At 65.2% G+C, this 19,998-nt stretch carries 23 protein-coding genes and 1 tRNA gene; 17 read left to right on the top strand and 7 right to left on the bottom strand.

The features are described 5' to 3' along the window. Positions 1 to 135: 135 nt before the first annotated feature. Positions 136 to 1,683, bottom strand: a complete 1,548-nt coding sequence (locus A6A05_RS15670; RefSeq protein ID WP_156521096.1) for a hypothetical protein — start codon at positions 1,681 to 1,683, stop codon at positions 136 to 138. Continuing rightward, positions 1,670 to 2,308 carry a lipoyl(octanoyl) transferase LipB gene (gene lipB, locus A6A05_RS15665; RefSeq protein ID WP_068503354.1) on the bottom strand — a complete coding sequence of 213 codons (639 nt, stop codon included), beginning with the start codon at positions 2,306 to 2,308 and terminating at the stop codon, positions 1,670 to 1,672. The genes A6A05_RS15670 and lipB overlap by 14 nt, the downstream gene beginning before the upstream one ends. Before the next feature lie 102 nt (positions 2,309 to 2,410). Here lipB and A6A05_RS15660 point away from each other — a divergent pair. The 5 genes from A6A05_RS15660 to A6A05_RS15640 all read left to right on the top strand — a co-directional run bounded on the left by A6A05_RS15660 (position 2,411) and on the right by A6A05_RS15640 (position 7,693). Next, positions 2,411 to 2,495, top strand: a tRNA-Leu gene (locus A6A05_RS15660). 217 nt (positions 2,496 to 2,712) lie between these two features. After that, a complete protein-coding gene (locus tag A6A05_RS15655; RefSeq protein ID WP_068503339.1) occupies positions 2,713 to 3,075 on the top strand; it encodes a hypothetical protein in 363 nt (120 codons plus the stop codon). Between the two features lie 186 nt (positions 3,076 to 3,261). Next, positions 3,262 to 5,544 carry an NADP-dependent malic enzyme gene (locus tag A6A05_RS15650; RefSeq protein WP_068503351.1) on the top strand — a complete coding sequence of 761 codons (2,283 nt, stop codon included), beginning with the start codon at positions 3,262 to 3,264 and terminating at the stop codon, positions 5,542 to 5,544. A gap of 1 nt (position 5,545) precedes the next feature. Beyond that, positions 5,546 to 6,940, top strand: a complete 1,395-nt coding sequence (gene mgtE, locus A6A05_RS15645; RefSeq protein WP_068503337.1) for a magnesium transporter — start codon at positions 5,546 to 5,548, stop codon at positions 6,938 to 6,940. 63 nt (positions 6,941 to 7,003) lie between these two features. After that, positions 7,004 to 7,693 carry an RluA family pseudouridine synthase gene (locus A6A05_RS15640; RefSeq protein ID WP_068503334.1) on the top strand — a complete coding sequence of 230 codons (690 nt, stop codon included), beginning with the start codon at positions 7,004 to 7,006 and terminating at the stop codon, positions 7,691 to 7,693. A gap of 125 nt (positions 7,694 to 7,818) precedes the next feature. Here A6A05_RS15640 and A6A05_RS15635 read toward each other — a convergent pair whose 3' ends face one another. After that, complete coding sequence (locus A6A05_RS15635) at positions 7,819 to 8,031, bottom strand: hypothetical protein (RefSeq protein ID WP_068503332.1); 213 nt, start codon at positions 8,029 to 8,031, stop codon at positions 7,819 to 7,821. 90 nt (positions 8,032 to 8,121) lie between these two features. Further along, positions 8,122 to 8,649 (bottom strand): hypothetical protein, encoded by a 528-nt coding sequence (locus tag A6A05_RS15630; RefSeq protein ID WP_068503329.1) that lies wholly within the window; start codon positions 8,647 to 8,649, stop codon positions 8,122 to 8,124. Positions 8,650 to 8,807: 158 nt separating this feature from the next. On the opposite strand from A6A05_RS15630, the gene A6A05_RS15625 reads away from it, so the two are divergent. The 6 genes from A6A05_RS15625 to A6A05_RS15600 all read left to right on the top strand — a co-directional run bounded on the left by A6A05_RS15625 (position 8,808) and on the right by A6A05_RS15600 (position 13,022). After that, positions 8,808 to 9,236 (top strand): response regulator, encoded by a 429-nt coding sequence (locus tag A6A05_RS15625; protein WP_082911013.1) that lies wholly within the window; start codon positions 8,808 to 8,810, stop codon positions 9,234 to 9,236. A gap of 5 nt (positions 9,237 to 9,241) precedes the next feature. Beyond that, positions 9,242 to 9,616 (top strand): Hpt domain-containing protein, encoded by a 375-nt coding sequence (locus A6A05_RS15620; RefSeq protein ID WP_068503325.1) that lies wholly within the window; start codon positions 9,242 to 9,244, stop codon positions 9,614 to 9,616. 68 nt (positions 9,617 to 9,684) lie between these two features. Then, a complete protein-coding gene (locus A6A05_RS15615) occupies positions 9,685 to 11,082 on the top strand; it encodes a DegQ family serine endoprotease (protein ID WP_245644317.1) in 1,398 nt (465 codons plus the stop codon). A gap of 106 nt (positions 11,083 to 11,188) precedes the next feature. After that, the gene (locus tag A6A05_RS15610; protein WP_068503322.1) at positions 11,189 to 12,475 is read left to right on the top strand and encodes a replication-associated recombination protein A; all 1,287 of its coding nucleotides are present in this window, start codon (positions 11,189 to 11,191) and stop codon (positions 12,473 to 12,475) included. 62 nt (positions 12,476 to 12,537) lie between these two features. Further along, positions 12,538 to 12,765, top strand: a complete 228-nt coding sequence (locus A6A05_RS15605) for a hypothetical protein (protein WP_068503319.1) — start codon at positions 12,538 to 12,540, stop codon at positions 12,763 to 12,765. Then, complete coding sequence (locus A6A05_RS15600) at positions 12,762 to 13,022, top strand: ParE family toxin-like protein (protein ID WP_068503317.1); 261 nt, start codon at positions 12,762 to 12,764, stop codon at positions 13,020 to 13,022. Before A6A05_RS15605 ends, A6A05_RS15600 begins: the two co-directional genes overlap by 4 nt. A gap of 99 nt (positions 13,023 to 13,121) precedes the next feature. Here A6A05_RS15600 and A6A05_RS15595 read toward each other — a convergent pair whose 3' ends face one another. After that, entirely contained in the window at positions 13,122 to 13,478 is a 357-nt protein-coding gene (locus A6A05_RS15595) for a type II toxin-antitoxin system PemK/MazF family toxin (RefSeq protein WP_068503314.1), read from the bottom strand. A gap of 1 nt (position 13,479) precedes the next feature. Beyond that, the gene (locus A6A05_RS15590; protein ID WP_068503311.1) at positions 13,480 to 13,767 is read right to left on the bottom strand and encodes a hypothetical protein; all 288 of its coding nucleotides are present in this window, start codon (positions 13,765 to 13,767) and stop codon (positions 13,480 to 13,482) included. 296 nt (positions 13,768 to 14,063) lie between these two features. On the opposite strand from A6A05_RS15590, the gene A6A05_RS15585 reads away from it, so the two are divergent. Next, positions 14,064 to 14,441: a septal ring lytic transglycosylase RlpA family protein gene (locus A6A05_RS15585; RefSeq protein ID WP_068503308.1), complete on the top strand. Its 378-nt coding sequence runs from the start codon at positions 14,064 to 14,066 to the stop codon at positions 14,439 to 14,441. A gap of 3 nt (positions 14,442 to 14,444) precedes the next feature. Here the strand turns inward: A6A05_RS15585 and A6A05_RS15580 are convergent, their stop codons facing one another. Continuing rightward, a complete protein-coding gene (locus A6A05_RS15580) occupies positions 14,445 to 14,993 on the bottom strand; it encodes a recombinase family protein (RefSeq protein WP_068503306.1) in 549 nt (182 codons plus the stop codon). A gap of 280 nt (positions 14,994 to 15,273) precedes the next feature. Between A6A05_RS15580 and crcB the strand changes: the two genes are divergently transcribed. The 5 genes from crcB (at position 15,274) to fusA (ending at position 19,882) form a co-directional block, all read left to right on the top strand. Then, the gene (crcB, locus tag A6A05_RS15575) at positions 15,274 to 15,663 is read left to right on the top strand and encodes a fluoride efflux transporter CrcB (protein WP_068503302.1); all 390 of its coding nucleotides are present in this window, start codon (positions 15,274 to 15,276) and stop codon (positions 15,661 to 15,663) included. A 10-nt stretch (positions 15,664 to 15,673) separates the two neighbouring features. Beyond that, a complete protein-coding gene (locus A6A05_RS15570) occupies positions 15,674 to 16,672 on the top strand; it encodes an RluA family pseudouridine synthase (protein WP_068503299.1) in 999 nt (332 codons plus the stop codon). A gap of 250 nt (positions 16,673 to 16,922) precedes the next feature. After that, complete coding sequence (rpsL, locus tag A6A05_RS15565; protein WP_068503296.1) at positions 16,923 to 17,294, top strand: 30S ribosomal protein S12; 372 nt, start codon at positions 16,923 to 16,925, stop codon at positions 17,292 to 17,294. Positions 17,295 to 17,305: 11 nt separating this feature from the next. After that, positions 17,306 to 17,776: a 30S ribosomal protein S7 gene (gene rpsG / locus A6A05_RS15560; RefSeq protein ID WP_068503293.1), complete on the top strand. Its 471-nt coding sequence runs from the start codon at positions 17,306 to 17,308 to the stop codon at positions 17,774 to 17,776. Positions 17,777 to 17,797: 21 nt separating this feature from the next. Next, positions 17,798 to 19,882: an elongation factor G gene (gene fusA, locus A6A05_RS15555; protein ID WP_068503290.1), complete on the top strand. Its 2,085-nt coding sequence runs from the start codon at positions 17,798 to 17,800 to the stop codon at positions 19,880 to 19,882. Positions 19,883 to 19,998 lie beyond the last annotated feature (116 nt).

Genomic DNA, 19,998 nt, shown 5'->3' with positions numbered 1-19,998 from the left:
TCCGGACCCGACCGCGCGATATTGCCTCGCCGCCGCCATGGGGGCGTGACCGTCAATACGATTCACGAATAGAGCCTATTTTTTTCCTTCTCCGTGTCTCAGTGTCTCCGTGGCTAAACCCATTATTTCCGTAATTCACTCGCCCAATCTTAACCGCCGGGCGTCGGCGATGTCGGCGCGTTGCCAGGCGGCGACCAGGTCCAGGGTGGCGTTGAAGGCGTCGGTGACGTCGGGGCCTTCGGCGCGGGTCGGGTGGCCGTCGGGAGCCAGTTCCACGGTGAACGGGTGCTTGCCGGTGCGGCTCATCGCCACCAGGCGGCCATCGCTCCAGGTCAGGCGGACATGGGCGCCCTGGCTGTCACTCAGATGGGTCAGGCGGGTGCCGTCTTCCTCCCACACCGCTTCCAGTTTGTCGAACCCCTCCACCAGACGGATCATCCGGCCGGTGCGCGGATGGACCTTGGCTTCGATCGCTGGCGAGTTGGCGGGACTTAAGCGCAGCCGGGCCAGGTCGAGGTCGATGTCGGTGATGCGTCCCAACAGCGCCAACCGGGCGACGATCTGGTCCCGGACCCCCTGGCCGGCGGCGACGCTGGAATTGCCCGATTCCCCCAGTCGGCTCAAGTGATGCGAGTGGATCAGGGCCAGCACCGCCGATCCACCGGTACCGGCGTGGGCCTGCAAGGCCAGCAAGCGACGGTCGGGATCGTCGGGGTCGCGTTCGACCAACCGGGCGACTTGGGCGAACACATGGCCCCAGCCCAGCCGTTCGGCGATCTCGGGGCGCAGCAGGGTGGAAATCGCCTCGGGCTCGTCGGGCCTGATCCGCACCCACTCGGCAGTCAAGGTCGCCGCCCGCGGCCAGTCGCCACGATCGATCGTGGTGCGGGCCTGGTCGCGGATGGTGTCGCCCAGCAAGGCGGTGGTTGGGCGTGCCGGAGCCTTGGGGGTGCGCAAGCTCTCGGCGGCTTGGCGGCGCTCGGCCGCCCGGGTCGAGGATCCGACCGCCTCCAGCGAAATGGCCAGCCGGGTCAGCAAGGCCGGGGTGGCGACGCCGCCCTGCTCCAGATAGCGCTCGGCCAGCTTCACCGCCTGGCGGTGGTCGCCGAAGCTTTGCAGCGCGCCGATGTCGGCCTCCATCAATTCGGGGCCGATATCCATGCGGGCGGCGCGCATCGCCTCGACCGCCTGATGCACTCGGACCGGCATGCCGGCCACCAGCAGGGTGCGGACCAGGGCCAAACGGGCGCCGGGGTCCATGGGCGCCAGTTCGACCACCCGGGCCAGATAGGGCAGCGCCTTCAGCGGGCGCTTGCCCTGCAGCTCCAGCGCGCCGCGCCGGGCCATCAGATCGGGATCGTTGGGCCATTGGGCCAGGCCGGATTCCAGCAGGCGGGAGGCGCGGCCGCGTTCCCCGGCGGCGGTCAAGGCGGCGGCGCCCTTCATCACCGCCCGATAGGGATCGACGTCGTCGGTCAGCATCTGCGCCTCGCCGTCGCGGCCCAGGCGGATCAAGGCCGCGGCGTGGGTAATGGCGTCGCCGCCCTGGCGGGTGAAGGCGGCGACCGCCTCGGCGAAGCGCTCCTGGGCGTAAAGCTGATAGGCGTCCTCGGCCCGGGCGGCACCGCCGGACGGCGCCGCTGCCAGCAGCAAACCAAGAAGGGCGGCTCTAGCCTTGATCATGACTGGGGTCGAACACCTCGTCGAAACTGGCCATCAACGCCGAATCGACCTCGGGCATGGTGGGCGTCAGCCCCAGGTCCCACAGCGACGTCACCCCATATTGACTGATCCCGCACGGCACGATGCCGGAAAAATGCGAAAGCTCGGGATCGACGTTCAACGCCACGCCGTGAAAGCTGACCCAATGACGGACCCGGACGCCGATGGCGGCGATCTTGTCCTCGCGGCCCTGGCCGCGATCGACCCAGATGCCGACCCGGCCGTCGCGCCGCTCGCCCTTGACGACGAAGCGGTCGAGCGTGCGGATCAGCCATTCCTCGAGATCGTGGACGAAGGCGCGGATGTCGGCGCCGCGCTTCTTCAGGTCCAGCATGACATAGGCCACGCGCTGGCCGGGGCCGTGATAGGTGTACTGGCCGCCGCGTCCGGTCTGGTAGACCGGGAAACGGTTGGGATCGAGAAGGTCCCTGGCCTCGGCGCTGGTGCCGGCAGTGTAAAGGGCGGGGTGTTCCAGCAGCCAGACGCATTCCGGCTGCGTGCCGGCGCGGATGGCCGCCACCCGGGTCTCCATGAAGTCCAGGGCCTCGGGGTATGCGACGGGCTCGTCGCTGATCCGCCATTCGATCGGGTCGGGCATGGGAAAGTCCGCTTGAATATCTGAGACCGATTTGGTATTCCGGCGTCTCCCCGTTGGCAAGAGCATTTGCGGCGGGTGTTTGCCAGCTATGCGACCGTGGCGGAACTGGTAGACGCGCACGCTTGAGGTGCGTGTGGCTTATGTCGTGGGAGTTCGAGTCTCCCCGGTCGCACCAAATCGAAAACCCCGCAGCCCTGGTTGCGGGGTTTTTCGCGTCAAGCCGGATCTATTGCGCCGATAACGCCAACCTCGGGTTATAGCCCGATTGACATAGGCCCCCATCGGGCTCTCTCATTCACGATCTTCGGAGAAGGTTGCTGGCGCCCCGAAAGCCCGGGAGACCGGATATTGCGCACAAATGGGCGCCCGTGCCGCTGATTGATGGAGGAAACATGAAGAAGTTCGGGTTGGTTTTCACCGCTGTCCTGGCGATGTCTCCGCTGGCCGCTTGGGCGGGCGACCAGGACTTCACCCTCGTCAACAAGACCGGCTATCAGATCGACGAAGTTTACGTCGCCACCCCCTCGTCCAAGAGCTGGGGCAAGGACATCATGGGCGATGGCGTTCTGGCCAATGGCGCCAAGAAGAACGTCAAGTTCAAGAATTCGACCACCGCCTGCAACTGGCAGCTGGCGGTCAAGTTCTCGGACGGCTCCGACGTCGAATGGGACGAACCTTTCGACCTGTGCGAGGTCGAGGTGATTACCCTCAAGTACAATAAGAGCACCGGCATCACCAGCGCCGAAACCAAGTAGGCGCGCCGCTCGCCACTTCGGCAAAGGCCCCGCGGGTCGTCTCGCGGGGCTTTTTACGTTCGGATATCCGCAAGCATGCCGATGCTGGGCTTGAGCTTTCGGGCGGATCGGCGTATGCGATGAATCCCACCCGCATGGGCGGACTCGAAAAGTAATAAAATTACCGAGGCAGCGACCCCTATGAGCATGTCGGATGAACTGCGCGACAGCGCCCTGGAATACCATCGCCTTCCGGTTCCCGGAAAGATAAGTGTCAATCCGACCAAGCCCTTGGCGACCCAGCGCGACCTGGCGCTGGCCTATTCGCCGGGCGTCGCCGCCGCCTGCGAGGAGATCGTCAAGGACCCCGAAGCCGCCGTCGAGTTCACCGCCCGGGGTAATCTTGTTGCGGTGGTGACCAACGGCACCGCCGTCCTGGGGCTGGGCGCCATCGGGCCGCTGGCCGCCAAGCCGGTGATGGAAGGCAAGGGCGTGCTGTTCAAGAAGTTCGCCGGCATCGACGTCTTCGACATGGAACTGGCCGAGCTCGATCCCGACCGGCTGGTCGATATCATCGCCGCCATGGAGCCGACCTTCGGCGCCATCAATCTGGAAGACATCAAGGCCCCGGAATGTTTCGAGGTCGAGCGCAAGCTGAAGGAACGCCTCAAGATTCCGGTGATGCACGACGACCAGCACGGCACCGCCATCGTGGTCGCCGCCGCCATGGTCAACGCGCTGCGCATCGCCGGCAAGGATATCGGCAAGGTCAAGCTGGTGGCCTCGGGCGCCGGCGCCGCCGCGCTGGCCTGCCTGAACCTGCTGGTCAGCGTCGGCATCAAGCGCGAAAACATCTGGGTCACCGACATCAAGGGCGTGGTCTATAAGGGCCGCAACGAGCTGATGGACCCCTATAAGGAAATCTTCGCGCAAGAGACCGAGGCCCGCGTGCTGGACGATGTGATCGGCGGTGCCGACATCTTCCTGGGCCTGTCGGCGCCGCGCGTGCTGACCCCCGAAATGGTGGCCAAGATGGCTCCCAAGCCGATCGTCTTCGCCCTGGCCAACCCGACGCCCGAGATCCTGCCCGACGAGGTCAAAAGCGTGCGGCCCGACGCCATCATCGCCACCGGTCGCTCGGATTACCCCAACCAGGTCAACAATGTCCTGGTGTTCCCCTACATCTTCCGCGGCGCCCTGGATGTCGGCGCCACCCAGATCAACGAGGAAATGAAGCTGGCGGCGACCTATGCCCTGGCCGAACTGGCGATGGCCGAATCGGACGAGCGGGTGCGGGCGGCCTATGGCGAACAGCCTTTGTCGTTCGGGCCGGAATATCTGATCCCCAAGCCGTTCGATTCGCGCCTGATCCTGAAAATGGCTCCGGCGGTGGCGCGGGCGGCGATGAATTCCGGGGTGGCGCGCCGCCCGATCATCGATTTCGAGGCCTACCAGGAGACCTTGTCGCAGTTCGTCTTCCGCTCGGGTCTGGTGATGAAGCCGGTGTTCGACCGCGCTCGCCAGGACCTGCGCCGCATCGTCTATTGCGAGGGCGAAAGCCGCCGGGTGCTGATGGCGGTCCAGACCGTGGTCGATGACGGACTGGCCTATCCGATCCTGATCGGCCGGCGCGACGTGGTGACCAAGCGCATCGTCGAATTGGACCTGCGCCTGAAGCTCGGCGAGCATTTCGACCTGTGCGATCCTAACGACGATCCGCGCTATAACGATTATTGGCGGCTTTACCATTCGATCCAGGAACGCAACGGCGTCAGCCCGGAATATGCCCGCACCATGGTCCGCACCCGCAGCACGGTGATCGGCACCTTGATGGTGCGCCGTCGCGAGGCCGACGCCCTGATCTGCGGCACCATCGGCCGCTATGACAAGCACCTGGCCCATATCCGCGACGTCATCGGGCTGAAGGCCGGGGTCAACCGCCCGGCGGCGATGAACCTTTTGATCATGCCGCAGGGCACCTTCTTCATCTGCGACACCTATGTCACCCCCGATCCCAGCCCCGAGCAGATCGTCGATTCCGTCCTTCTGGCCGCCGAGGAAGTGCGGCGCTTCGGTATCGAGCCCAAGGTCGGCCTGTTGTCCCATTCGAACTTCGGCTCGCGCCAGACCGATTCGGCCCTGAAGATGCGCGCAGCCTTGGCGATGCTGCATGAACGGGCGCCGTACCTGGAAGCCGAGGGCGAGATGCACGGCGACGCCGCGCTGTCGGAAGAGATCCGTACGCGAATTTTCCCAAACTCGCGCTTGAAGGGACAGGCCAATCTGTTGATCATGCCGAACCTGGACGCGGCGAACATTTCCTTCAACCTGTTGAAGGTTCTCGGCGAAGGCCTTTCGGTCGGACCGATTCTGATGGGCGCCGCGTTGCCGGCCCATATTCTGACGCCTTCGGCGACGGTGCGGAACATCATCAATATGACCGCACTGGCTGCCGTTGACGCCCAGATGGTTGCCCATCAGCGGGGATAGAGTGCAGGACAAGGCGAACGGCGCGAATTCGGGAAGTCTGGAAGTCGAAGACGATCTTTACGGTCTCGACCCCGAATTCGTGCGTTCTGTCGAGGAAGCCTTGGCCGAGGGCCGCACCGATGCCGCCCGCGAACTGACCGAGCCGCTGCATTATTCCGACGCCGCCGACTTGCTGGAACGCCTGGACGCCGAGGATCGCGCCAAGCTGGTCGAGGTGTTGCGCGCCGATTTCGAGCCGGAAATCCTGACCGAGCTGGACGAGGGCGTGCGCGACGAGGTGATCGAGGCCCTGGGCTTCGCCGACCTCGCCACCGCCATCGCCGAACTGGATTCGGACGACGCCGTCTGGCTGGTCTCGCAGTTGGACGAGGACGAGCGGGCCCGGGTGATGGAGGCGCTGCCGTCGGAAACCCGCGCCATCGTCGCCCAAGGCCTTTCGTATCCGGAATATTCCGCCGGCCGAATGATGCAGCGGGAACTGGTGGCGGTGCCGGCCTACTGGACGGTGGGCGAGACCATCGATTATCTGCGTGCCGCCCATTCGGTGCCCGACGAGTTCTATGATTTGTACGTGGTCGATCCGCGTCACCGCCCCATCGGCAAGATCGGCCTGGCCCGGCTGGTGCGTGGGCGTCGGCCGCAGCGCCTGCGCGAGATCATGGACGATGAAAGCCTGACCGTGCCGGTGGCCGCCGACCGCGAGGAAGTGGCCTTCCTGTTCCGCCAGCAGGATCTGGTCTCGGCCCCGGTGGTCGATGGGGCGGGCCGTCTGGTCGGCGTCATCACCATCGACGACGTCGTCGACGTCATCGACGAGGAAGCCGCCGACGACATGCTGCGCCTGGCCGGTGTGCCCGACACCGACCTTTACCGCGCCGTCAAGGACACCGTGCGCTCGCGCATTCCGTGGCTGCTGGTCAATATGTGCACGGCTCTTGTCGCCTCCAGCGTCATCGGCCTGTTCGAGCACACGCTGGAACAGATCGTCGCCCTGGCGGTGCTGATGCCGATCGTCGCCGGCCTGGGCGGCAATGCCGGCACCCAGACCCTGGCGGTGGCGGTGCGCGGCCTGGCCACCAAGGAACTGGATTTCGACAACGCGCTGCAGGTCATCAGAAAGGAAGTGCTGGTTGGCATGATCAACGGCGTGGTCATCGCCTGTCTGATCGGCCCGGTGGCGTGGGCGTGGTTCGGCCAGCCGACCATCGGCATCGTCATCGGTGCCGCCCTGGTGTTCAACCTGTTCATCGCCGGCCTGATGGGGTCGGTGATCCCGTTGACGCTGGAAAAGTTCGGAATCGATCCGGCGGTGGCCAGCTCGATCTTCCTGACCATGTGCACCGACAGCCTGGGCTTCTTCGCCTTCCTGGGCCTGGCGACGATGTTCTTGTTATGAAACGCCCTCAGGCGCCGGGCGCTCGCCTCCGCTCGGCTAGGCTTCGCTCGCACCATTGTTTCCATGACGCCTGAGGAAATCCAGGCCCGCATCCTCTACAAGGATCAGGACGTCATCGTCCTGGACAAGCCGGCCGGGCTGGCGGTTCATGCCGGTCCCAATTCCCCCGACCATCTGGAACTTTATCTGCCGCAGCTTTGCTTCGGCTGGGCCAAGCCGCCCCGGCTGGCCCATCGGCTGGACCGCGACACCTCGGGCTGCCTGATCCTCGGCCGTCACGACAAGGCGATCTCGCGGCTGGGCAAGCTGTTCATGGCGCACCGCATCGGCAAGGCCTATTGGGCGGTCACCACCGGCGCCCCCGACACCGATTGCGGCACCATCGATGCGCCGCTGCTGAAGCTGACCGGCAAGGGCGGCTGGCGCATGGTGATCGACCCGGCTGGGCAGCAGGCCGTCACCGAGTGGCGCGTCTTGGGCCGGGGCGACGGCATGGCCTGGATCGAATGCGTGCCGCGCACCGGGCGGACCCATCAGATCCGACTGCATCTGAAGGCGTTGGGTTGCCCCCTGCGCGGCGACGCTTATTACGGACCCGATCCGAATCCGCCGATGCGACTGCATTTGCATTCGCGCATGGTGTCGATCCCGCCGCTATCGGCGGGAAAGGCCGCAATCCACGTCGAAGCTCCGCCGCCCGACCATATGCGGGCGGCGCTGGCCGCGTGCGGCTGGGCAGACGCTAGAGCGTGACGCACAAAATGTGCATCACGCTCTCGCTTAATGATTTCGCCCTCGCCGGGCGCGGCCATCCGGCCGCTTGGCCGCGGCCTCAATGGCCGCAGGAGCATCGCGCCTCAGATTAAAGGCGCGATGCGCTAGACCGTGATGTTGACGTTGTGTCCGCCGCCGCCGACATTGATGGCGGCGGTCGAGGCGGCGACCGGTTGGCCCTGGGCCGCGGCGGTGACCAGGTGAAGCGCCGTGGCCTCCTGCATGGCCGCCTGCTTCAGCATGCGTGCCGCCATATCGTGACCGAACTGCTCACGCCGCATGACCAAAGCCATGTCGGCCACCGATCCGATGTCCATGACCGAAACCCTCGGGTTAAGGAACACTGAAAAACTATAGCACGAAACCCGCCCGGATGTCACGGAACGCACAGGGGCTGGGCTTCAGGTCTATTGCGGATTGCCGAACAATTCACGGGTGACCTGGCCGATCAGCCGGCGGAAGCGGGAATCAGTCGGGCCGTCGATTCGGGCGACCCATCCCTTGACCGAGGCCAGCATCTGGCCGTCGTCGCAGAAGCTGGCGATCAGCGTGATCTTTTCCGCAGGCGCGCCCAGCACCACCTTGCCGGCGCACAGGCTTTTAGGATCGGTGGTGTCGGCGGCATTGAAGGCCAGGATCACCCGGAATTGCGGGCGCGGCGCCTGGGCCTGGTCGGCGGTGAAGGTGATGGGGCGGCCGATCAATTGGCCGGTCATGGAATCGGCGACGTGACCCGACAGGCTTTCGGGCGACAGGTTGGCGAAGGGCTGGCCCAGCACCTCGACCAGCATCGGGCCGGCGCTGCTGGCATAGACCATGGTGCTCCAGGTCGCCGGGCTGCGCCAGGTGCCCGACACCGTCGCCGGGCCTTCCTCGCACGCGGCGACCACCGAGGCGATCGCGGCGGCGCCCAAGGACAATAGTCGTTTCAACATCGCCGGCTCTCCATGAACTTTGCCCTCTAAAGGTGCCACGGAGCGCCCAAGTGGACAATCAGTGGAATCTGTTCCCGTTGTGCGTAAGGTCCAGACCCGATATAAGTAAATATAACAAAATATAATCAACCCCCCGCAGCTGCGGTAGGGAGCATGGGATGGCTGTCGTCGAGGAGAGGTCCCGTCGGGTGCTGGTGATCGATTCCAGCCAACATATCCGGCGTCTGTTCGTAACGCTTCTGGCCGCCGTCGAGGTCAAGGACGTCGCCGAGGCGCGCACCCCCAATCAGGCGGTGGCCCGTCTGACGGGCAACGACATCGACCTGATCATCCTGGATCTGCCGCGCGATTCGACCGAGGCGCTGCTGTTCGTTCACCGCCTGCGGAAGGGCGAGTTTGGCAATGCCCGCCTGCCGGTTCTGGCGCTTTCGGCCACCACCCACCACGCCGTGCTGGAAACCGCCTGGGAAGCCGGCATCGACGACGTCATCGCCAAGCCGCTGTCGGCCATCGACATCATCCACCGCGCCGGCTGGCTGTTGGAAAAGCGCGAAGACAACACCGCCATCGCCAAAGCGGCGGAGTAGGCCGGGTGTCTGACGATCTGCCGATCGATTCCGAGGCGCTGGCACGCGCCGAAGCCGCCTTGGCCGCCCTGTCGAAGGACTATCTGAGCTGGGCCGAAGCCGATCTGGTGGCGTTGCGTCGCGCCCTGGCCGACCGCGACTGGGACGGTCTGCACCGGATTGCCCACAACACCAAGGGGCAGGCGGCGACGTTCGGCTATCCGCTGGTCTCGATATTGGCCGGGCGGCTGTGTTTCCTGATCCTGACCCATGGGCAGCCGGAACCTGAACAATGGCGCCAGGCCCAGGCGCTGGTGGACGGTATCGGCCGGGTGCTGGTCGGCAGCCTGACCGGCGACGGCGGCGAGGCCGGGCAGCAATTGCTGGCCGAGCTTTCCTGAGCCACGGCTTGCGCGCCGCCATTTTGGCCCCCATAACTTTCCGACCAGAATCCTTGATGGTGCCGATGATGCGCGTGTCCCGTCTTCTGATCGCGGCCTGCCTGCTGGTTCCGGCGGTAGCCCTGGCCCAAACCGTGCCGACCTCGCGCGAGCAGGTGCGTTATTCCTATGCCCCGGTGGTCAAGCAGACCGCGCCGGCGGTGGTCAACATCTACACCAAGCGGGTGGTCCGCCAGGCCGCCTCGCCGCTGCTGTCCGACCCGTTCTTCCGCCGCTTCTTCGGCGACGTGGTGCCGCACGGCATGCCGCAAGAGCGGGTGCAGAACAGCCTGGGCTCGGGCGTCGTCGTCGGGGCCGACGGCACGGTGGTCACCAACCACCATGTCATCAAGGGCGCCGACGAAGTGACGGTGGTCCTGTCCGACCGCCGCGAGTACGAGGCCCGCATCCTGGGCTCGGACGAACGCACCGACCTGGCGATCCTGAAGGTCGACCTGCCCAAGGGCATCACCCTGCCGGCCTTGCCGATGGGGGATTCCGACGCGCTCGAGGTCGGCGATCTGGTCATCGCCGTCGGCAACCCGTTCGGGGTCGGCCAGACGGTGACCTCGGGCATCGTCTCGGCCCTGGCCCGCACCAATATCGGCATCACCGACTATCGTTCCTTCATCCAGACCGACGCCGCCATCAATCCCGGCAATTCCGGCGGCGCCCTGGTCGATATGAACGGCCGGCTGATCGGCATCAATTCGGCCATCTATTCCAAGGATGGCGGCTCCAACGGCATCGGCTTCGCCATTCCCACCGCCATGGTCCGCTCGGTGCTGGCCAGCATCAAGGAAACCGGCAAGGTGGTGCGGCCCTGGCTGGGCGCCACCGGCAAGCCGGTGACCAACGATCTGGCCCAGGCCCTGCGGCTGCCGCGTCCGGCCGGCGTACTGCTGGACACCATCCAACGCGACGGCCCGGCGGCCCGCGGCGGTCTGAAGGCCGGCGACGTCGTCACCGCCATCAACGGCCGCGAGGTCGATGACGCCGAATCGCTGCGCTTCCGCCTGGCTACCCTGACGCCCGGCGCTGACGCCACCTTTGCCGTGCTGCGCGACGGCCAGCCGCAAAGCTTCACCGTCCGCCTGGTCGCACCGCCTGAGAACCCGCCGCGCGAGGTGACGGAAATCGGCGGCACCAACCCCTATACCGGGGCGACCATCGCCAATCTCAACCCGGCCCTGGCCGAGGAGCTGGGGCTGGAAGGCTCGCCGACCGGGGTGGTGGTGCTGAAGATCAAGCGCGGCTCGATCGCGCATCGGCTGCGCATCCAGCCGGGCGACCTGATGCTCGAGGTCAATGGCCGCCCGATCGCCTCGGTGGCCGAGGCCAAGCGGGCGCTGGCGGCCGAGGCAAGGCGCTGGACCATCACCGTCAACCGTGATGGCGAGACTTTGTCCCTGCAGGTCGGCGGGTGATGCCGGCTGTCGCTTTCGTCATTGCCGTCTGCGCGACCGGCCGGCATCCGGCGCCCATTGCGGGCGCGGCCAAGGGCGCGGATGCGCCCGCCCGGCGAGGGCAGGCATGAGCACCCTGTTCGAACGACCCGAGGATCGGCCGCTGGCCGACCGGCTGCGGCCGGCCAGCCTGGACCAGGTGGTCGGCCAGGATCATCTGCTGGGGGGCGACGGCCCGCTGGGGCGGATGCTGGGGGCCGGCCGGCTGACCTCGATCATCCTGTGGGGGCCGCCGGGGTGCGGCAAGACCACCATCGCCCGTCTGCTGGCCGAACGCACCCGCCTGCATTTCGAACCCTTGAGCGCGGTGTTTTCCGGCGTGGCCGACCTGCGCAAGGTGTTCGAGGCGGCCAAGGGCAGGAAGGCGGTGGGGCAGGGCACGCTGTTGTTCGTCGACGAAATCCATCGCTTCAACCGCGCCCAGCAGGATGGCTTTTTGCCCTTCGTCGAGGACGGCACCGTGGTCCTGGTCGGCGCCACCACCGAAAATCCCAGCTTCGAGCTGAACGGCGCCTTGCTGTCTCGAACCCAGGTGCTGGTGCTGAAGCGGCTGGACGAGGCGGCGTTGGACGCCCTGATCGACCGGGCCGAGGCCCTGCTGGGTCACGCCCTGCCGCTGGATAGGGACGGCCGCGCCGCCTTGCAGGCGATGGCCGATGGCGACGGCCGCTATTTCCTGAATTTGATCGAGGCGCTTTCGACCCTGCCGCCCCAGCCGGTGCTGGACGCCGCCGGTCTGGCGCAGGTGGTGCAGAAGCGGGCGCCCGCTTACGACAAGGACCGCGAGGGCCATTACAACCTGATCAGCGCCCTGCACAAATCCTTGCGCGGTTCCGATACCGACGCGGCGCTTTACTGGATGGCCCGCATGCTGGATGGCGGCGAGGACCCGTTGTTCATCGCCCGGCGCCTGACCCGCTTCGCCGTCGAGGATATCGGCCTGGCCGATCCGGGCGCGGTGCAGCAGGCCCTGGCCGCCTGGGACGTCTATGAACGCCTGGGCAGCCCGGAAGGCGAGCTGGCCTTGGCGCAACTGGTCATCTATCTCGGCACCGCGCCCAAGTCGAACGCCGCCTACATGGCCTTCAAGGCGGCGATGCGATCGGCCAAGCAGACCGGCAGCCTGACGCCGCCGATGCATATCCTGAACGCGCCGACCAAGATGATGAAGGAACTGGGCTACGGCCAGGGCTACCAGTACGACCATGACCAGGCCGACGGCTTTTCGGGCCAGAACTATTTTCCCGACGGCATGGAGCGCCAGCAATTCTATCGCCCGGTCGAACGCGGCTTCGAGCGGGAAGTGGGCAAAAGGCTGGACTATTGGGCTAGGCTGCGGTCGAAGAAGGGGTAGGGGGCGATCCAGGCCCATCCGTCGCCGTGTATTCCACCGCTGGTTTGTGCTAGGGTTCGTCCATGAACAAGATTCTGGAACGAGCCATTGCCGAGTTGGCGCGGCTTTCGGAAGAAGAGCAGGAAGCGTATGGCCTTCAACTCCTGGAGGAGTTAGAGAATGAGCGCGGCTGGGACGAACGTTTCGCCAAATCCCAGGATGTGCTTGGCGCGATGGCCGCCCAGGCGCGCGAAGAAAGGGCGCAAGGCGAGGTTTCTCCCTTCGACCCGTCCGACCGCCCGGACCATTGATCTCCCGGACGACCCGAACCTTCTGGAAGCACTTCGACGCGCTGCCCCTGGTGGCGCAGCGCCAGGGCATCCGGGCCTATGCCCTGTGGCGTGCCGATCCCTTCCATACCAGCCTTCATTTCAAGTGCGTGTCCGACACACATGGGGTGTGGTCGGCCCGAATCGGCCTCCACTGGCGGGCGCTGGGCACCAGGGACGGCGACGAGGTCGTCTGGTTCTGGATCGGCTCGCATGCCGACTATGATCGGTTGCTGTGAGAAAATGGACTCTCACCTCGCTTTCCCAGAACGCGGCTTCGAGCGGGAAGTGGGTGAGCGGCTGGGCTATTGGGCCAGGCTTAGGGCGAAGAAGGGGGGCTAAAGGATCATCCTGACCCGCCGGGCCGCTTCGTCGATCTGCTCGGTGGACATCGCCCCTTCGTACTGAATGCTTCGGGTTTGGAAATCGAGGGTGCGGAACTGGGACAGCACCGCGACGCCATTGACCCGTCCCACCCTGACCTCGAACTCGAAGGCGCTCAGCTTGCCGACCTTCGACGTGATCGGTGACACCACCACCAGCCCGGTGCCGATGTTGTAGGCATTCTGCGACAGGACCAGACCGTAATGCGGCCCCTTCATTTCGTGTCCCAGGGCCGGGTTCCAGTCCAGATGCACCACATCGCCCCGCGAGGGCACATAGCCCTTGGTGAAATCCTCGCCCCTCGCCGACATGTCAGATCAGCTCCGTGCCGGTCGGCGGTTCGGCCTCGAAATCAGCGGTCAAATTCCTGATCTTGGCGGTGTCGTAATCTTGCAGCAGGTCGTCCAGTGACTGGGGGCGATCGTCCCGCGCCTCCTCGATCAGCCGACTCAGGTAGTCCTGGCGCAGCAGGACGAACCGCTGTCCGCGTCGGGTGATCTCTACCCCGCCCTTGACCCAGGCATCGTCATAAACCCGCGAGCCGCTCTTGTTGACCTCGGTGGTGCTGTAGCTGGTCTCGAACACCGGAGCGCCGGGCATGTCTGTTCTCCAGATAATCTTGATTATCTGGATAATATAGGCTTGTTCCGGCCTGGGTCAACACGGTCGGATGGCAAGGGCGGCCAAGACGATCGGGACAACGACGATCAGGCCGATGGAGCCTCGGGCCTGGCTGCGCGAGCGAAAAAGCAAGGGATGACAAAGGCTTGGCGAGGGCTCTTCATCCAATAAAATGCATTGTATTTTCAATGAGTTAGTCGAAAACAAAATCTGTTGCGCACGGGTTGCGCACAGGCCATGGTGTGGGCCGTCACGGTGTTTGGGGACACAGGCTCATGCCCTTCCGATCCAATCTGCTCGTCGCTTTGTTCCTGGTCTTGGCAGCCACTGCCGGCACCGCCTGGGCCTTCGAGCCGCAGCCGGTCGAGGCATCGTGGTACGGGCCGCGTTATCAGGGAAAGCCCACCGCCAGCGGCGAGCGGTTCGATCGGCACGCACTGACGGCGGCCCATCCGACCCTGCCGTTCGGGACCATCGTCGACGTACGGCGGTGGAACGATTCACGCCGGGTGGTGGTGCGAATCAACGATCGCGGCCCCCATGACGGCAGGGCCATCGATCTCTCGGAAGCGGCAGCTCGCCAACTCGGCATGATCGGGCATGGGCCTGCCTTGGTCACCCTGCATCCGCAGGGGCAGGTGGCCTGGCGGTAAGGTTTAGGCTCCTTCCCCGACCTGACGGGCCAGCCGCATCACCGTGGTCGGATGCACTCCCAGCTCTCGCGCCAGCGAGGCGAACGAGCGGCCGGCATTGATCTCCATCCTCAGCCACGGCACATCCGAGGCGCCGATCTTGCGCGGTCGTCCGGCGGCGACACCGCGCGCGGCGGCTTCGCGCAGGCCGTTCTGGCGGTGGCGCGTCACCACGCCGCGTTCGTAATCCCCCAAAACCGTCAGCACCAGCCGGGCGACCGGCGTGGTGGTGTCGATGCGCTCGGTCGCCAGCCGCAGGTTGGCGCGGCGATCATGCAGGGCGGCGGCGATGCGGCAGATCTCGCCGGCAGTACGCGCCAGACGCTGGCAGGACGGCGCCACCAGCACATCGCCATGCTCGAGTTCCTTGATCAGGGCGGCCAGTCGGGTGCGCTCCCCTGGTGCATCGACCTCGATGCGGACGCAACGCTCGGCCCGAAGCAGCGTGGTCGGAGAGGTTTCCTCGGCCGCCTCCTCGTGGGGCGAATACCGCCGATAGTAGCCATAAATCATCGACCACACTCCATGTAGGTGGCGGGGGGCTTGGACTTATCCCCGTCTTTCATATTCTGTCCACAATTAGCGCAGTGACTTTACGCATTGTTGCGCTGCATCATCAAGCACAGAAAAAGTTTGGGTTCCCGCCTAATGCATTGACGTTTCGCAAGGGGGCTCGGCGAGGGGATGGGCGATACTTGTCCACAGGGCGGTGCGGACAGCCTTGGTTGGCCGTTGCGCGCGACCGGCGTCACGGCTAAGGTCGGGCACCATCACGCATTCGGGACGGTTTGGGGTGAGCGTCACGTCATTATTTTGGGTCGCCGCCGGCGGTGCCCTGGGCTCGACCGCCCGCTATCTGGCGATGATTGCCGCCGGCCAATGGGTCGGCACCGGCTTTCCGTGGGGGACGCTGTTCGTCAATATCGTCGGTTCGTTCGTCATGGGGCTGCTGGCCGAGCTGGGTGCGCTGGTATGGCAGCCCGGCCAGGACTTGAAAGTGTTCCTGACCGTGGGTATCCTGGGCGGCTTCACCACCTTCTCGACCTTCTCGCTGGACGTCGCCCTGCTGGTCGAGCGTCACGACTGGCTGGTGGCGTCCTTGTATATCGGGCTGGCGGTGACGCTGTCGGTCGGCGCGCTGTTCGCGGCGATGGCGCTGGTGCGCGCCGTATGGGTCGGGTAGTGTCCGCGTCATGACACACGTTCAAACCCTGACCGTCCTCCCCGAGGAATCGGAAACCCGTCTGGATCGCTGGTTCAAGCGCCATTTCCCCATCGTCGGCCATGGCCTGTTGGAGAAATGGCTGCGCACCGGCCAGGTCCGCGTCGATGGCAAGCGGGCCAAGGCCAATCAGCGCCTGGAACCCGGCCAACTGATCCGCATCCCGCCCTTGCCCGAGGACGAGGCGCCCAAGCAGGCCGCCAAACGCCCGCCGGTCGACGAGAAGACCGCCCGCATGCTGCGCGACGCCGTCATATATATGGATGACGACGTCATCGTCCTGAACAAGCCGCCGGGCCTGGCGGTGCAGGGCGGCACCGGCATGGCCGACAAGCATCTCGATGCCCAGCTCGACGCCTTGATGTTCGACCGCAACGACCGGCCGAAGCTGGTGCACCGGCTGGACAAGGACACTTCGGGCGTGCTGCTGCTGGGCCGCACCGTCCAGGCCACCGCCAAGCTGGCCGCCGCCTTCAAAAGCCGGCAGGCCCGCAAGTGCTATTGGGCGCTGGTGGTCGGCGTGCCGAAGATCCGCCAGGGCCGCATCGATGCCGCCTTGGCCAAGCTGCCCGGCCGGGCCGGCGAGAAGATGGCGGTGGACCAGGACGAGGGCAAGCACGCGGTGACCTATTACCGCATCGTCGATGCCACCTTGAAGCGGGTCGCCTGGCTGGAGATGGAGCCGCGCACCGGCCGGACCCACCAATTGCGCGCCCATTGCCAATTGCTGGGCACGCCGATCCTGGGCGACGGCAAGTATGGCGCGGCCGAGGCCTTCATCGCCGGCACCGGCATCTCGCGCAAGCTGCACCTGCATGCCCGCGCCCTGCGGCTGCCCCATCCCCGGGGCGGCTGGCTGGAAGTGGTGGCGCCGCTGCCCGAACACATCCAGGGCAGCTTCACCTTCTTCGGCTTCGACGAAAAGGCCGCCGGCAAGCCGTTCGAGGCCTTCGACGACGATCAGAAATGACGCTTTTGGGGCGGCCCGCTTTCTCTTCTTGACGCGGGGGGGCGCGGTAAATAGGATGCGGCGCTCTCGGGAAACCGGTCAAGGGACCTTCGTGCCTTTGGCCCGGGACTGCCGGGACATTCTGAAACACTTTTGAAGACGCCAGACGGATGGGCGACCGGCATCCGAACGAGACCCCGGCGGCTTTGTCGCCGGTTGGTTTTTTGCTTGGTTCGCACATGCCCCGTAGGGCCTTAAGGGAATGACTTGAATGCCCACGATCAACCAATTGATCCGTAAGCCGCGCCAGCCTTTGACGGCGCGCAACAAGGTGCCGGCTCTGGAAGCCTGCCCCCAGAAGCGTGGTGTTTGCACCCGCGTTTACACCACCACCCCGAAGAAGCCCAACTCGGCCCTGCGTAAGGTCGCCCGCGTGCGCCTGACCAACGGCTTCGAGGTGACCAGCTACATCCCGGGCGAAGGTCATAACCTTCAGGAACACTCGGTGGTCATGATCCGCGGCGGTCGTGTCAAGGACTTGCCCGGTGTCCGCTACCACATCATCCGCGGCACTCTGGACACCCAGGGCGTCAAGGATCGTAAGCAGCGCCGTTCGAAGTACGGCGCGAAGCGTCCGAAGTAAGGATCAAAGACATGTCCCGTCGTCACGCCGCCGAGAAGCGCGAGATCAACCCCGATGCCAAGTTTGGCGATCTGGTGGTTGCCAAGTTCATGAACTGCCTGATGCTGGACGGCAAGAAGTCCGCTGCCGAGGCCATCGTTTACGGTGCTCTGGACAAGATCCAGAACAAGACCGGTCAAGACCCGCTGAAGGTCTTCCACGATGCGCTCGACAACGTGAAGCCTGCCGTCGAGGTGCGTTCCCGCCGTGTCGGCGGCGCCACCTACCAGGTGCCCGTCGAAGTCCGCACGGACCGCCGTCAGGCGCTGGCCATCCGCTGGCTGATCGATTATTCGCGCAAGCGCTCCGAGACCACCATGGTCGACCGCCTGTCGGGCGAGTTGCTGGATGCCGCCAACAATCGCGGCGCCGCCGTGAAGAAGCGCGAAGACACCCACCGTATGGCTGACGCCAATAAGGCGTTCTCGCACTACCGCTGGTAACCCCTGGTCCGAGAGATTCCTATGGCTCGCACGACGCCTCTCGATCGTTATCGCAATATCGGCATCATGGCCCACATCGATGCCGGCAAGACGACTACGACCGAGCGTATCCTTTATTATACCGGTAAGTCCTACAAGATCGGCGAAGTGCATGAAGGCACCGCGACGATGGACTGGATGGAGCAGGAGCAGGAGCGCGGCATCACCATCACGTCCGCCGCGACGACAGCTTTCTGGCGCGATCACCGCGTTAACATCATCGACACCCCCGGCCACGTCGATTTCACCATCGAGGTGGAGCGTTCGCTTCGCGTGCTGGACGGTGCGGTGACGGTGTTCGACTCGGTGGCCGGCGTCGAGCCGCAGTCCGAGACGGTGTGGCGCCAGGCCGACAAGTACGGCGTGCCGCGCATCTGCTTCGTCAACAAGATGGACCGCATCGGTGCCAACTTCTATCGCTGCGTCGACATGATCGTTGACCGTCTGGGCGCTCGCCCGCTGGTCATGCATCTGCCGATCGGCGAGGAAAGCAACTATGTCGGTCTGGTCGATCTGCTGCGCAATTGCGCGGTGATCTGGAAGGACGAGAGCCTGGGCGCCCATTTCGAGGACGCCCCGATCCCGGACGACCTGGTCGAGAAGGCCGCCGAATACCGTGCCCAGCTGATCGAAACCGCCGTCGAAATGGACGACGAGGCGATGGAGCAGTATCTCGGCGGTGAAGAGCCCAGCATGGACGTGCTGAAGGCTTGCATCCGCAAGGGTACCATCTCGCGGACCTTCGTGCCGATCCTGTGCGGCTCGGCGTTCAAGAACAAGGGCGTGCAGCCCCTGCTCGACGCCGTCATCGATTACCTGCCGGCGCCGGTCGATATTCCCGCCATCAAGGGCGTGAAGTACGGCACCGACGAGGAAATCGCCAAGCACGCCACCGATGACGAGCCGTTCGCCGGTCTGGCCTTCAAGATCATGAACGACCCCTTCGTCGGTTCGCTGACCTTCGTCCGCGTCTATTCGGGCGTGGTCGAGGCCGGTTCCTACGTTCAGAACACCGTCAAGGAAAAGCGCGAGCGCGTCGGCCGTATGCTGCTGATGCACGCCAATTCCCGTGAAGAGGTCAAGGAAGCCCGCGCCGGCGACATCGTCGCCTTCGCCGGCCTCAAGGACACCACCACCGGTGACACCCTGTGCGACACCGCGAACGCCTCGTTGGTGGTGCTCGAGCGCATGGAATTCCCCGAGCCGGTGATCGAAGTGGCCGTCGAGCCGAAGTCGAAGGCCGACCAGGAGAAGATGGGCATGGCCCTGGCTCGCCTGGCCGCCGAAGACCCGTCGTTCCGCGTCTCGACCGATGCCGAATCGGGCCAGACCGTGATCAAGGGCATGGGCGAGCTCCATCTCGAGATCCTGGTCGATCGCATGAAGCGTGAGTTCAAGGTGGAAGCCAACGTGGGCGCCCCCCAGGTGGCCTACCGCGAGACCATCACCAAGAAGTACGAAGTCGACTACACCCACAAGAAGCAGACCGGTGGTTCGGGCCAGTTCGCCCGCGTCAAGATCCGCTTCGAGCCGGGCGAGAAGGGTTCGGGCTTCACCTTCGAAAACACCGTCATCGGCGGTTCGGTTCCGAAGGAATACGTGCCGGGTGTCGAAAAGGGCATCCGCTCCGCCATGGACAACGGCGTCATCGCCGGCTTCCCGCTGATCGACTTCAAGGCGGTGCTGACCGACGGCGCCTACCACGACGTCGACTCGTCGGTCCTGGCCTTCGAAATCGCCTCGCGCGCCGCCTTCCGTGAAGGTATCGCCAAGGCCGGTCCGAAGCTCCTGGAACCGATGATGAGCGTCGAAGTGGTGACCCCGGAAGATTACATGGGCGACGTGATCGGCGACTTGAACAGCCGCCGCGGTCAGGTCAATGGCATGGATCAGCGCGGCAATGCCCGCGTGGTCACCGCCATGGTGCCTCTGGCCAACATGTTCGGCTATGTGAACACCCTGCGCTCGATGTCGCAGGGCCGTGCGCAGTACACCATGACCTTCGATCACTATTCGGAAGTCCCCAGCGCCGTTGCTGAGGAAGTCCGCGCCAAGCTGGCCGGTTGAACCGGCACCAAACCCTATTCGAGGACGGAGTAGAGACCTATGGCCAAGGCTAAATTCGAGCGTAACAAGCCGCACTGCAACATCGGCACCATCGGTCACGTCGACCATGGCAAGAC

Source organism: Magnetospirillum moscoviense (assembly GCF_001650635.1).
Classification (GTDB): Bacteria; Pseudomonadota; Alphaproteobacteria; order Rhodospirillales; family Magnetospirillaceae; genus Magnetospirillum; species Magnetospirillum moscoviense.
This window is presented reverse-complemented; position numbering and strand designations above follow the sequence as displayed.

Excerpts from the sequence above, each read along its gene's own strand:
- A6A05_RS15670 (WP_156521096.1), bottom strand. The coding sequence starts at position 1,683 with ATGATCAAGGCTAGAGCCGCCCTTCTTGGTTTGCTGCTGGCAGCGGCG.
- A6A05_RS15655 (WP_068503339.1), top strand. The coding sequence starts at position 2,713 with ATGAAGAAGTTCGGGTTGGTTTTCACCGCTGTCCTGGCGATGTCTCCG.
- A6A05_RS15650 (WP_068503351.1), top strand. The coding sequence starts at position 3,262 with ATGTCGGATGAACTGCGCGACAGCGCCCTGGAATACCATCGCCTTCCG.
- A6A05_RS15640 (WP_068503334.1), top strand. The coding sequence starts at position 7,004 with ATGACGCCTGAGGAAATCCAGGCCCGCATCCTCTACAAGGATCAGGAC.
- A6A05_RS15635 (WP_068503332.1), bottom strand. The coding sequence starts at position 8,031 with ATGGACATCGGATCGGTGGCCGACATGGCTTTGGTCATGCGGCGTGAG.
- A6A05_RS15630 (WP_068503329.1), bottom strand. The coding sequence starts at position 8,649 with ATGTTGAAACGACTATTGTCCTTGGGCGCCGCCGCGATCGCCTCGGTG.
- A6A05_RS15625 (WP_082911013.1), top strand. The coding sequence starts at position 8,808 with ATGGCTGTCGTCGAGGAGAGGTCCCGTCGGGTGCTGGTGATCGATTCC.
- A6A05_RS15615 (WP_245644317.1), top strand. The coding sequence starts at position 9,685 with ATGCGCGTGTCCCGTCTTCTGATCGCGGCCTGCCTGCTGGTTCCGGCG.
- A6A05_RS15610 (WP_068503322.1), top strand. The coding sequence starts at position 11,189 with ATGAGCACCCTGTTCGAACGACCCGAGGATCGGCCGCTGGCCGACCGG.
- A6A05_RS15605 (WP_068503319.1), top strand. The coding sequence starts at position 12,538 with ATGAACAAGATTCTGGAACGAGCCATTGCCGAGTTGGCGCGGCTTTCG.
- A6A05_RS15595 (WP_068503314.1), bottom strand. The coding sequence starts at position 13,478 with ATGTCGGCGAGGGGCGAGGATTTCACCAAGGGCTATGTGCCCTCGCGG.
- A6A05_RS15590 (WP_068503311.1), bottom strand. The coding sequence starts at position 13,767 with ATGCCCGGCGCTCCGGTGTTCGAGACCAGCTACAGCACCACCGAGGTC.
- A6A05_RS15585 (WP_068503308.1), top strand. The coding sequence starts at position 14,064 with ATGCCCTTCCGATCCAATCTGCTCGTCGCTTTGTTCCTGGTCTTGGCA.
- A6A05_RS15580 (WP_068503306.1), bottom strand. The coding sequence starts at position 14,993 with ATGATTTATGGCTACTATCGGCGGTATTCGCCCCACGAGGAGGCGGCC.
- A6A05_RS15570 (WP_068503299.1), top strand. The coding sequence starts at position 15,674 with ATGACACACGTTCAAACCCTGACCGTCCTCCCCGAGGAATCGGAAACC.
- rpsL (WP_068503296.1), top strand. The coding sequence starts at position 16,923 with ATGCCCACGATCAACCAATTGATCCGTAAGCCGCGCCAGCCTTTGACG.
- rpsG (WP_068503293.1), top strand. The coding sequence starts at position 17,306 with ATGTCCCGTCGTCACGCCGCCGAGAAGCGCGAGATCAACCCCGATGCC.
- fusA (WP_068503290.1), top strand. The coding sequence starts at position 17,798 with ATGGCTCGCACGACGCCTCTCGATCGTTATCGCAATATCGGCATCATG.